Source organism: Sutterella parvirubra YIT 11816 (assembly GCF_000250875.1).
Classification (GTDB): domain Bacteria; phylum Pseudomonadota; class Gammaproteobacteria; order Burkholderiales; family Burkholderiaceae_F; genus Sutterella; species Sutterella parvirubra.
Genome location: NZ_JH605008.1, coordinates 1 through 11834 on the forward strand (window position 1 = coordinate 1; position 11834 = coordinate 11834).

Below are 11834 nucleotides of genomic sequence, written 5' to 3' on the forward strand. Positions count from 1 at the left end.
GACTAGGGAAGATGGGATCTCGAATCTACTCATGCTTGGATATACATAAGTAGATTCGGTTAGATCTATCAGTACGGTGGAATCCCTTCCGCCGCAGCGGGACCGCACCCCGCCGGATCCTCGACGACGTCTCGCTCACGCTCATGCGCGGGGAGGCCGTGGCGGTGGTGGGTGCGTCGGGCGCGGGAAAGAGCACGCTCGGGCGCGTGATCCTGGGGTTGGAGGCCCCGACGGTGGGTGGGATTGCGGAGCATCCGGACGGCGGCGCCCTGAGAAATACCGTCGTCTTCCAGGATTCGGGGGATGCCGTCAACCCTACGTGGACGATCGGGCGGATCGTCAACGAGGCGGCCGCGGTCCGCGGGGAGAAGCTCTCCGAGGAGGGCATCGCGAACCTCCTCGTCTCGGTGGGACTGCCCGCGTCCTACGCGGGGCGCCATCCCCACGAGGTTTCGGGCGGGGAGCTCCAACACGCTGCGCTCGCGCGCACCATGGCGGCGAAGCCCGATCTCACGGTCTTCGACGAGGCGCTGGCAAGTCTCGACGCGTCCGTCCGGGACGACGTCACGGAACTCCTCCTCACGCTCAAACGCCCCGACGAAACCTGGCTCTTCATCACGCACGACCTCGTTTCCGCCGCGCGGCTCTGCGGCCGGGTGGTCGTGATGGAGGCGGGGAGGGTCGTGGAGTCTGTGCGCTCTTCTGATCTGAAACTGGCGAAGAGCCCGGCGCTCCGGCGCCTCCTCAAGGACGCGGCGGAACTCTACGGGCACTGAGGGGCGGCGCCGCGCGCGTGCATCAGCCGTTGCGCCGACCTCAAGTCTTCCGCGCCCTGCGGTAACATGGGCGGCACTTTCCTCCAAGGAGCGCCCGATGCCCCGAGTTTCCGAAGAAGAGTAGCGCGAAGTCCGCGAGGTTCGCCAAAAGGTCGCCAACGGCGACGTCTACGTCTACGAGGTCACGTACGAGCGCGATCCCGAGACGAACCGCAGAGTGTAGGTCGCAAAGCGCACGTTGGGGTGCGCAAGCTCCTGCTTCTTTCGGTCGGCGAAGGTCTCCGCCCCGTCGCCTTTGCGGAGCCTTCGGTCTACTTCCGGACGGGATCGGAGATATGTGCGTCGCTCGGCGGCTTGAAGGCACAATCGCCCTGCGAGCCGGTGATGGTTTCCGGACCGGAGTTGAGCAACATCACCACCTCCAAGACCGCGACCGAAACCAAACTCGAGGACTTGGCCGTGGAGGGCACGCCCTTCGTGCTCACCATGGACGATTCGGTTCTGCAGGAGCCGTGGCTCCGCAAGGCCGTGATCGAGCAGGAGAAGGCGCTCGAGAGCTACGACATCCGGGGCCAAAGCGGCGGAGACGTCGGCATCGCGACGATCAGGCGGGAGTTCACCTTCGAGGTGCGGAAGCCGGATTCGGACGAGCTTGAAACCGTCACGCGCGAGCTCTTCGTCCACATCTGCAAGGATTGGCGCGCTTGGCGCATGGAGAACGATCGGCTTGTGGATACGCTTTGGGACCTCAAGAAGGCCGTTGAAGCCGAGCAAAGGCATTTCACGCCGGGCGCTTTGGAGCTCATCCAACGGCATTTCGAGATCCGGCCGAAGAAGGTGGGCGAAGTTGCCAACTCCGGAAAACCGATCCCGGGCGATTGGGTGGCGGAGTTCATCGACGGAGCGCAGTACGAGGCGGAGGCGACGATGAGCGTTTTCGTCATCGTCTCGAACGCGATCGAGGATCCCCTCGAAGCACTGTGGGCGCATCGGACGCGTGAGACTGTGGAGGAACACTTCGCGCTCTGCCGCGACGGGTTCGAGCGCCGTTGGAGCGACGTCCTCACCGGGCGGCGCTTCGCGCAGTTCCTCGCGCTCTGCTACAAGACGTTCTTTGAGCGGGCCGTGGAGAAGGCCCGGCAGAATGCCGGACACGGAGCGGGAGCGCCGATGGAGACGGATGCGGCCGAGCTTCTTCGGAAATGGCTGAAGGGCCCCGACATCGTGCGCTTCCTTGACGAATTCGCCCGGGTCGACGCGAGGCTGACCCGAAGCATGACTGACGACCGCATGCCCTGGATCCGGGCCCGCGACGTCCGCTTCCTGGAGTTGATCGGCTACAAGGAGCTGCCCGACTTCTGAGGGTGAATGGAGAGAGGCCCGGGATTTACCGGGCCACTCTCCTCAGCGCTTGATGCGCTTCAATCGTCTCACGGCAGTACGATCCGCCCGACGCCGTCGGCGATCTCGATCTTCGTGCCGTAGGGCTCAGAGAGCTCGGCCAAATGCTTGAGCGTGTCTTCGCACTTTGAGAGCACCGGTACACCGCGGCGCGGACGCGCAGTCGTCATGCCCAGATCGACCGGGTAGAGTCGCATCTCCGTGATCTTCCCATCTTCGACCGTCCAACTCGGAAGAACGGCGCGCCAAACTTCGGGATTGATGACGTCGCCCTTCGTGCCGTTGCCGCTGCGGTGGTTCATGTAGGCACCAATCTTGGTGTCCTGCGGGAGGTTCTTGTTGGCGAAGGCATCGAAGGGCTGCCGGGCGATGGTTTCCGTTTCGAAAATGAACTTCCCGATCGAGTAGAAGATCACGCTGCCCTTCCAACACTCGACGCCGCGGAGCTGATGCGGTCCGTGACCGAGCACGACGGAAGCGCCGGCTTCAACGCACTTGCGGCAGAAGGTTTCCATGAACATCGGCGCCTTCATGATGTCCGGGCCCTTCATTTCGTGCGTGTGAACGCTAACGATCACGATGTCTGCCTGACGGCGGGCTTCTTCGATTTCCTGAAGCGTGCGTTCCAAATCCTTGGGATTCGGCGAAGTTTTGTTCCACTCTTCACCCTCCGTCAGCATGAAATTCATGTTGCCGAGCGGAAGCGTGCCGACTGGGAACGGATTACGGTAGCCGCGGGCAATCAGCGATTCCGTACGGGCATTGATTTCGAGTTCACGTGCCATCTCAAAGTGTTCGGCGTTGACGTGATGAACTGTCTTGAAGCGAAGAGGGTTGAGGCCGGGGCGTCCAACCATTTCTCCGTTCTGGCCGTCGGCGGCGGCTGCGGGGTCGAGCGTCGACGTGATGCCGATCAGCGCCACGCGGGCTTCGGCCGTTTCGAGGTACGCTGCGCGGGAAGCATCCTGGAGCGTCATGCCGGTGCCCGCAAAAACCATGTCGCGCTCACGAAGATGCTTGATGGTCGCGACGATGCCGCCCTGACCGAAGTCGCCCGAGTGGTTGTTCGCGGTGTTGAAGAAGTTGAACCCCATGCGGCAGATGTCGTCGAGGGTGCGCGGATCGCTCATCGCCCAGGTGCCGCCCGACGTGGCGGCCGGATAGCCTTCCTGATCATGGAAGGTCGATTCGAGATTGACGAAGCGGACGTCGTGGGATTCGACGAGGGCCTTGAGTTCGTTGAAGCCGGGGTAGCCCGCTTCGGGAATGCGCCGCGTGATGAAGCTGTCGCCTGCGGCGATAAAGGTGGTCTTCATGGTCTGAACTCCTTGTTTGATCGTGCGGTCGGATTGTGGTCAGTGCTTGGCGCGGTTGTAGATTTCGCGAACGAGCTCGGAAGCAACGACGCCGCATTTGCACATGAAGACTTGTTCGCCCGTGATGGAGGCAATTTCTTTGATTTCAGGGACCGCATCGAGCAGGACCTCAATGCCCACGGGCTTGTGGCCGGAGCCTACGCCGTAGTCCGTCAGGGCGAGGCTGTTCGAACCGCGGCTTGCAATCGTTCCGCCGGTCGCAAGAATGGCGACCTTGGGTGGAGACGTCGCAGGGGCTTGTTCAGGCTTGGTTGAGGAGGCCGCAAAGGAGGGTGCGGCAGCGAGCGCGATGGATGCGCTCAAGAGGGAGCGACGTTGCATGAGTATCTCCTTCGGGATGTTGGTGGTCGAAGAGGTTTCCACATGGGGAGCGAAACCTTCTATTCCCGAGTTGCGGAAACTGTGTGGAGGGGATCTATGCACCGTGTCGTACGAACGTTTCGTGGAGCGCAACGATTCTGTGGGTGTGTCAAACGACGAAGAGGCCCGGGAATCCCGAGCCTCTCCTTCAGCGGTCAGACTTCGACCTTATTCGACGTCGCGCATCGCCACGAGCCGCTTGAACGCCGCCTTCATGTCGTCCGAGACGAGCTTCGAGCGGCTCTCAAAGAGCGTGCGGTAGCGGCGCACCATGGCGGGATCCGCCTTGTAGTCGCCGTTCAAAGCGATCACGCCCGCCAAGGTCTTCTTCACGTCCTCGACGTTTTCCGCACCCGACGTGGCCCACGCCCCGAAGACGCAGTTCGTGAGCACCGCGCCGCCCGGGTTCTTGTAGCGGACGATGTCGGCGTTCAACATGTCGGCCTTGATCTGGTTCCAGAGGTCGTCGCGCGAACCGCCTTCCGTGACGGTGATGCGGGTGAGGTCGACGCCGGCCGCACGGTAGTTGTCCGCGAGCCCCATGTAGTCGTAGCCGATCCCTTCCAAAACGGCGCGCCACATGACGAACTGGTCGTCGTCCATCGTCATGTTGAGGAAGCACCCGGAGGCGTCCTTCTCGTCACCCGAGCCGCCGGTGAGGTACGGCAGGAACAAGACGCCGCGCGAACCCGCGGGGACCTTCGCGGCGCCGTCGGACAAAACCTTGTAGTGCGAGCCGTCTTCGGCCTTCTGGCAGACGTTGTCCTTGAACCAGCGGAGCGCCAGCCCGCCCGTGCGCACGAACCCCCAGTAGAAGTACGTGTCGGGGAGCGTCCCCGAATTGAAGACCAAGCCCATACCCGGGCGGGAGAGTTCGGGGACGATGCCGGACGTGGAGACGCAGAACATCGCGCAGGTGCCTGCGACGTCGACCCCCTGACCCGCGCCGAAGACGCCGGAACCCAGCATCGACTGCATCGTGTCGCCAGCACCCGCAAGGATCGGAATCCCGGCGGGGAAGCCCGTCTTTTCGGCCATCTCGGGGCAGAGCGTCCCGATCTGGTCCCAGGGCTTGACGATGCGGGGCATGTGCTTCGGATCGATGCCGAGGATTTCGAGCTGCTCTTCGGACCAGACCTTTTCTTCGACCTTGTACCCGAGGCCCCAGCCCGACATCGTGCCCCAGTCGATGAAGGCGTCTTCGCCCTTGAGGCCCGCCAAGCTCATGAGGATGTACGGGGCGTCGTGCACGAACTTGACGACGCGGGTCATTTCGTCGGGCATGTTCTTCGCGAACCAGCGCGCGAACATCGCCGGGAACATGGGGGAGGCCTCGGGGTTCCCCGTTTCGCGCCCGAAGATCTCAAGGCCGCGGGCATTGAGCGCCTCAACGTCTTCCGTCGTGCGGCTGTCGAGGTAGTTGATGTAGGGGGTGACGGGACGGCCTTCGGCGTCGATGCCGCAGATCCCGCAGATCACGCCGTCGCCCATGATGGAGACGACTTCGGACGGATCGCGCCCGAGTTCCTTCAAACGCGGGGAGAGCTTCGCCATGCACTTGACGCAGCAGTCGAGGTAGTTGTCCACGTCCATCTGCACCCACCCGGGCTGCGGGTAGGTGAGGGTGGTGGGCAGGCTTTCGGCCGCGACGAGTTCAAAGTTTTCGTCGTAGACCGCAACCTTCACGCTCTGCGTGCCGGCGTCGAAACCCATGTAGAGCTTTCCCATGCGTCGTTCTCCTTGTTCGGGAAGGTGGTTGTTTCGTGGGTCCGTGCGCCGCAGTCCGCGGAGCCGCCCGCGGTTCGGGGGGGCGGCTGCCGACGCGTCGGGAGAGAAGACGGGGCACGGGTTTTTGCTTAAGGCAATCCCACAAGTTTAGCGAATGAGGAGGACCGTCGGAAAGGGGCCGTTGCAGTGATTTGCACCTACCTTGAACGGTGGCCGGAACGGGTGGGGCGGCTTCTGCCGCCCCGCGGGTCGAACCCGGTCCTCCTCACGCCGACGCCTCATTTCAGTTTCCCGGTCCGCATCTTTCGCCGCACCCGGCACCTCCTCCGGGTTGGCCGGAGAACCCTCCGATAGTTCCGCTTCCGGCGCTTCTTCAGTCCGCCCGTCAACGCCCTCCGGACATCCCTCCGGGCGCCCCGTCGAACCCCATCAGGGAACCCTTCCTGTTTTGCAAAACGGCGGATTTTGCAAAAACGAACGGGCTAGGGTGAACCGCCTATCCGGCTTCTTTTCGGTCAACGGGGTGGCGCATCAGGCCTCAAAACAAGGGCGATCTGAGGTGTTTCTCCATTGACGGGGAAGAAGCCCGAGGCATAAGGTTTGATCTTGCAAAAAGTCGATTTTTGCAAAGGCGGATCCCTCAGCCTTTCAACTCCAGAAGAGAAGAAAAACGCTTCCGTGCTCCGGGACACAACGGAAACCGCGGAAGACCGCATCGGAAGGGTCCGGCGAGGGCCTTCCCGGCCCGACCGGCCCGCCCGATGCGCCCCATTTCAACGTTTCGAAGGACCACGACATGACAGATCCCGACGTTCGCCACGTATCCCAACCCGGCCGCGTGCTGATTTTCGACACGACGCTTCGCGACGGCGAACAGGCCCTATCGCGAAGCCTCTCCGCCGAACAGAAGCTTCACATCGCGCTGGCGTTGGAAAACCTCGGGGTGGACGTCATCGAAGCGGGTTTCCCGATCTCGTCCGACGGTGACTTCGAAGCGGTCAGGATGATCGCGCAGCGGCTCAAGACCGCGACGCCCTGCGGGCTCGCGCGTGCGGTGGCCAAAGACATCGACGCCTGCGGCGAAGCGCTCCGCGTGGCGGACCACTTCCGCATCCACACGTTCATCGCGACGAGCGCGATCCATACCAAAGAGAAGCTCAGGAAGTCCTACGACGAAATCGAAGCGATGGCGGTCGCGGCCGTGAAGCACGCCCGCCGCTACACGGACGACGTCGAGTTCTCGTGCGAGGACGCCGGCCGCACGGATCCGGACCAGCTCTGCCGCATGGTGGAGGCGGCGATCCGCGCAGGGGCCACCACCGTCAACATTCCCGACACCGTGGGCTACACGGTCCCGACCGAATTCGGCGGCATCATCTCGATGCTGATGAACCGCGTGCCCAACATCGACAAGGCGGTGCTCTCGGTCCACTGCCACAACGACCTCGGCATGGCGACCGCGAACTCCTTGACGGCCGTCGAAATGGGCGCGCGCCAGATCGAGTGCTGCGTGAACGGCCTGGGCGAGCGCGCCGGGAACTGTTCGCTCGAAGAAGTCGCGGCCGCGATTCATCTGCGCGGGGCACGTCTGGGCGACGTCCACACCGGCATCAAACTCAACCAAATCGCCCGCACGAGCGCGTTGGTCGCGAAGATGACGAACGAACCGGTCCCGAACCACAAGGCGATCGTGGGCGGGAACGCCTTCGCGCATTCGTCCGGCATCCATCAGGATGGCGTCTTGAAGAACCGCTCCACCTACGAAATCCTCACGCCCGAAATGCTGGGCTTCGACGGGAACGTCATGCACATGACGGCGCGCTCGGGCCGGCACATGGTGAAGTCGACCCTGACGGCCTTGGGCTACCCCGAGGGGAGCTACAACCTCGACCAGCTCTACGCGAAGTTCCTCCAGCTCGCTGACCGCAAGGGCCAGGTCCACGACTACGACCTCGAAGCGCTCCTCTTCTCGATGAGCCTGGAGCAGGCGGACGACGCCTTCACGCTGGAGCGCTTCAGCGTGATGACGGGTTCGGGCGAAGTGGATCCGACCGCGACCGTGGTCGTCCGCTGCGGGTCGCGCACCCGCACGGAAGCCTCGACCGGGAACGGTCCGGTCGACGCGATCTACAACGCCGTGACGCGCCTCACCAACCTCAAGACGAAGCTCCTCACCTACGTGATCGAAGCGAACGGCGAGGGCATGGACGCGTTGGGCCGCGTCAACGTCTCGGTCCTCTACGACGAGCGCAAGTTCTACGGCTCGGCCGTGTCGGACGACGTTCTGGAAGCGTCCACGCTCGCGTTCCTCAACGCCTTGAATGCGGTGGAACGCCACCGCCGCGTCGCCGCGGCGAAGGCCGAGAAGGCCGACAAACCCAACGACCAGAAGCTTCAGGTCGATACCCCCTGATGAGCTCTGACCCTGAGGTCACCCTCCGGCAACCCTTTCTCCTGTCCCTCCCGGGCCGTCCTTCTGATGAAGGCGGGCGGCTTCCGGGAGGACGACCACGATCCGAATACTTTCTCCATCCGCAACCGACATGACCACGAATACCCCCGCCAACACCCTGATCGCCGTCCTCCCCGGGGACGGGATCGGCCCCGAAGTGATGAAGCCCGCCGTTGAGGCCGTGAAGCTCGCGGGCGCCTTGGAAGGCCTCAGCTTCACGTTCGAAGCCGCCCTCGTGGGCGGCGCCGCGATCGACGCGGTCGGGAAACCCCTGCCGGACGAAACCGTCGCCCTTTGCGACCGTGCCGCGGCGATCCTGTTCGGCAGCGTCGGCGGCCCCAAGTGGGACCACCTCCCGCACAAGGACCGTCCGGAAGCCGGGGCGCTCCTGCCCCTGCGCAAACGCTACGGGCTCTACGCGAACCTGCGCCCGGCGAAGATCTTCCCCGGGCTCGAATCCCTCTCGCCCCTTCGCGCCGACATCAGCGCGAAAGGCTTTGACGCGCTGGTCGTGCGTGAACTCACCGGCGGCATCTACTTCGGGACGCCCAAGGGCGAAGAGACGGTGGAGGGCGTCACGCGCGCCTTCGACACCGAGAACTACAGCGAACCCGAGGTCGTCCGCATCGCCCGCGCGGCCTTTGAAGCGGCGCGCGGGCGCAGGAAGCTCGTGACGAGCGTCGACAAGGCGAACGTGCTGGCGACCTCCCGCCTCTGGAGGCGCGTCGTTGAAGACGTCGCGAAGGACTACCCCGACGTCACGCTCGAGCACTGCTACATCGACAACGCGACGATGCAGCTCATCAAGGACCCCGCCCACTTCGACGTGGTGCTCACTTCGAACATCTTCGGGGACATTCTGTCGGATGAATGCGCCATGATCACGGGTTCGATGGGGATGTTGGCGTCCGCCTCCTTGGGGGAAGGCGGCTACGGGCTCTACGAACCCGCCGGCGGGTCGGCTCCCGACATCGCCGGGAAGGGCATTGCGAATCCGACCGCGCAGATCCTCTCCGCCGCGATGATGCTCCGCTACAGCTTCGGCGCGGAGCGCGCCGCCGCGGCGATCGAGCGCGCGGTGAGCGAAACGTTGGCCGCCGGGATCCTCACGGGCGACGTCGCCCGCGGAGGGAAGGCGGTCGGCACGGCCGAATTCGGCGCGGCGGTGTGCGGGCGCATCCGCTGAAGCCCAAGACCCATGGAAGAACAACGACAACAGATGACGGTGACCCAAGTGAACCACGCTTCGAAGACCCTCTACGAGAAGCTCTACGACCGCCACGTCGTGGCCGCCCCCGAGGGTGAGATTCCGCTCCTCTACATCGACCGCCACCTCGTCCACGAGGTGACGAGCCCGCAGGCCTTCGCGGGGTTGGACGCCGCGGGCCGCAAGGTCCGCCGCCCGGACCTGACGTTGGCGACCACCGACCACGACATCTCGACCCAGGCGCAGACCTTGGACGTCTGCTCCGAAGCCGCCAAGGCTCAGGTGGGCGCGCTCATCAGGAACACCGCGAACCATCAGGTGCGCTTCTACGGCCTTGGGAACGAGCGCCAGGGGATCGTGCACATCGTGGGGCCGGAAACGGGCTTCACGCTCCCCGGCACGACGGTCGTTTGCGGCGACAGCCACACGGCGACGCACGGCGCCTTCGGCGCGCTCGCCTTCGGGATCGGGACGTCGGAGGTCGAACACGTCCTCGCGACGCAGACCCTCCGCCAGCCGAAGCTCAAAACCATGCGCATCAACTGCCGCGGGAAGCTCCAGCTCGGTTTGGCCGCCAAGGACCTGATCCTCGCGATCGCGCGCCGCATCACGACGGCGGGCGGCACCGGCCACGCGATCGAATTCGCGGGCGAAGCCGTCGAGGCGCTCTCGATGGAAGGCCGCATGACGCTCTGCAACATGGCGATCGAAGTGGGCGCGAAGGCGGGGATCGTCGCACCCGACGAAACCACGTTCGCGTACGTGAAGGGCCGTCCCTTTGCGCCCAAGGGCGAGGACTGGGACCGCGCCGTCGAAGACTGGAAGACCCTGAAGAGCGACCCCGACGCGAAGTTCGACACGGAAATCGAACTCGACGCTTCGGCGATCGTCCCGCAGGTCACCTGGGGCACGAACCCCGGGCAGACGATCGGCGTCACCGACGCGGTGCCGAACCCCGAACGCATGACGGACCCGGTGGAAAAGCACGGCGCCGAAGCCGCGCTCGCGTACGTGGAACTCACCCCCGACGCCCCGATTGCGGGGACCCCGATCGACACCGTCTTCATCGGCTCCTGCACGAACGGGCGCATCGAAGACTTCCGCGCGGCCGCGGCCGTCGTGAAGGGCAGGAAGGTCGCTCCGGGCGTGCGTGCGCTGGCCGTCCCCGGGAGCATGCAGGTCCGCCGCATGGCGGAAGAAGAAGGTTTGGACAAGATCTTCATCGAAGCCGGGTTCGAATGGCGCTGGCCGGGGTGCTCGATGTGCCTCGCGATGAACGACGACAAGGCGGCACCGGGCTCGCGCGTGGCGTCCACCTCGAACCGCAACTTCGTCGGCCGTCAGGGGCGCGGGAGCCGCACCCATCTGATGAGCCCCGCGATGGCGGCCGCGGCCGCTGTCACGGGCCGCATCACCGACGTCCGCACGCTTTTGAACGCCTGAACCCCACCATCGAGATACGAGGACACCAACCATGGAACCGCTCAAAACCCATACCGGCGTGGCCGTCCCGCTCGATGCGGGGAACGTCGACACCGACCAGATCATCCCGAAGCAGTTTCTGCTCGCCGTCGACCGGAAAGGCTTCGGAAAGCACCTCTTTCACCAGGCGCGCTATCTGGACGAAGCCGAAACGCAGCCGAACCCCGAGTTCGTGCTGAACAAACCGATCTACAAGGGGGCGTCGATTCTGGTTGCCCGCGAGAATTTCGGGAACGGCTCGTCGCGCGAACACGCCCCCTGGGCGCTTTTGGACTACGGCATCCGCGTCGTGATCTGCGCGTCCTTCGGGGACATCTTCCGCAACAACGCGTTGGGGAACGGGCTCCTCACCGTGACGCTCCCTGAAGCCGCGATTTCGGAATTGTTCGACGCGATGTACGCCGACCCCGGCATGAAGGTGACCGTGAGTCTCGAAACGATGACGGTCGAAGCGGCCGGCAAGTCCTGGGGCTTTGCGTTGGACGACTTCCGCCGCCGCACGATCATGGAAGGGTTGGACGCCATGGATCTCACCATGGCCCACGCCGCCGAGATCGAAGCCTACGAGGCGGGGCGTCCGGCGTGGATGAACCGGGCGCTCCAAGGGTGAGGCCCGCGGCGCCGGAAACCTGATTCCGCTCACGCTTCGTGACGAACACAAGGCCCGCAGGTTGGACGCCTGCGGGCCTTGATGTTCGTGGATTGGGAAGCTCAGAGGAGCATCGTCAGAGGACTCACTTCCCCGCCTTCGCGGCCGCCTCCCCGGCGATCAGCCCCGAGGCGAGCGCTTCGGTGAGGGACGCCCCGACCGGCACGGCCCCCTTCAGGAGACTCCCGTTCGCGGTCTCGCCCGCGGCGAAGAGTCCGGGGATGGGCTTCCCGGAGCGGTCCAAAACCGCCATGCCTTCGTTCGTCTGAAGGCCGCCCACGGTCCCGGCGATGCGCGGCCACAGCCGCACGGCGTAGTACGGCGTCTTCGTCACGGCGCGGAGGTGTTCCGCGGGCTTCCCGAAGGCGTCCTTCTTGGCGGCGACGCCTTCGTTGTAGGTCTT

General features: G+C 64.6%; 10 protein-coding genes. 6 read left to right on the forward strand and 4 right to left on the reverse strand.

All coding sequences use genetic code 11. The annotated features are described in order from the left end of the window. The first annotated feature begins 116 nt into the window (after window positions 1-116). Window positions 117-776: an ABC transporter ATP-binding protein gene (locus HMPREF9440_RS08435; protein WP_262361583.1), complete on the forward strand. Its 660-nt coding sequence runs from the start codon at window positions 117-119 to the stop codon at window positions 774-776. 402 nt (window positions 777-1178) lie between these two features. Continuing rightward, window positions 1179-2138, forward strand: coding sequence for a hypothetical protein (locus HMPREF9440_RS10765; protein WP_148516591.1), 960 nt, complete (start codon window positions 1179-1181; stop codon window positions 2136-2138). 68 nt (window positions 2139-2206) lie between these two features. Here HMPREF9440_RS10765 and HMPREF9440_RS08445 read toward each other — a convergent pair whose 3' ends face one another. The 3 genes from HMPREF9440_RS08445 to HMPREF9440_RS08455 all read right to left on the reverse strand — a co-directional run bounded on the left by HMPREF9440_RS08445 (window position 2207) and on the right by HMPREF9440_RS08455 (window position 5641). Then, window positions 2207-3493, reverse strand: coding sequence for a CapA family protein (locus HMPREF9440_RS08445; protein WP_008543315.1), 1287 nt, complete (start codon window positions 3491-3493; stop codon window positions 2207-2209). Between the two features lie 39 nt (window positions 3494-3532). Further along, window positions 3533-3874 (reverse strand): asparaginase domain-containing protein, encoded by a 342-nt coding sequence (locus HMPREF9440_RS08450; protein WP_040765166.1) that lies wholly within the window; start codon window positions 3872-3874, stop codon window positions 3533-3535. A 207-nt stretch (window positions 3875-4081) separates the two neighbouring features. Next, entirely contained in the window at window positions 4082-5641 is a 1560-nt protein-coding gene (locus HMPREF9440_RS08455; protein ID WP_008543317.1) for an FGGY-family carbohydrate kinase, read from the reverse strand. Window positions 5642-6437: 796 nt separating this feature from the next. Between HMPREF9440_RS08455 and leuA the strand changes: the two genes are divergently transcribed. The 4 genes from leuA to leuD all read left to right on the forward strand — a co-directional run bounded on the left by leuA (window position 6438) and on the right by leuD (window position 11392). Continuing rightward, the gene (leuA, locus tag HMPREF9440_RS08460; protein ID WP_008543319.1) at window positions 6438-8054 is read left to right on the forward strand and encodes a 2-isopropylmalate synthase; all 1617 of its coding nucleotides are present in this window, start codon (window positions 6438-6440) and stop codon (window positions 8052-8054) included. Window positions 8055-8184: 130 nt separating this feature from the next. Continuing rightward, window positions 8185-9279, forward strand: coding sequence for a 3-isopropylmalate dehydrogenase (gene leuB / locus HMPREF9440_RS08465; RefSeq protein ID WP_008543321.1), 1095 nt, complete (start codon window positions 8185-8187; stop codon window positions 9277-9279). 12 nt (window positions 9280-9291) lie between these two features. After that, window positions 9292-10743: a 3-isopropylmalate dehydratase large subunit gene (leuC, locus tag HMPREF9440_RS08470; protein ID WP_008543325.1), complete on the forward strand. Its 1452-nt coding sequence runs from the start codon at window positions 9292-9294 to the stop codon at window positions 10741-10743. 31 nt (window positions 10744-10774) lie between these two features. Further along, the gene (gene leuD, locus HMPREF9440_RS08475; protein ID WP_008543326.1) at window positions 10775-11392 is read left to right on the forward strand and encodes a 3-isopropylmalate dehydratase small subunit; all 618 of its coding nucleotides are present in this window, start codon (window positions 10775-10777) and stop codon (window positions 11390-11392) included. 124 nt (window positions 11393-11516) lie between these two features. Here the strand turns inward: leuD and HMPREF9440_RS11050 are convergent. Then, on the reverse strand, window positions 11517-11834 hold a 318-nt coding region (locus HMPREF9440_RS11050; protein ID WP_008543327.1), incomplete at its 5' end, for an FAD-binding protein.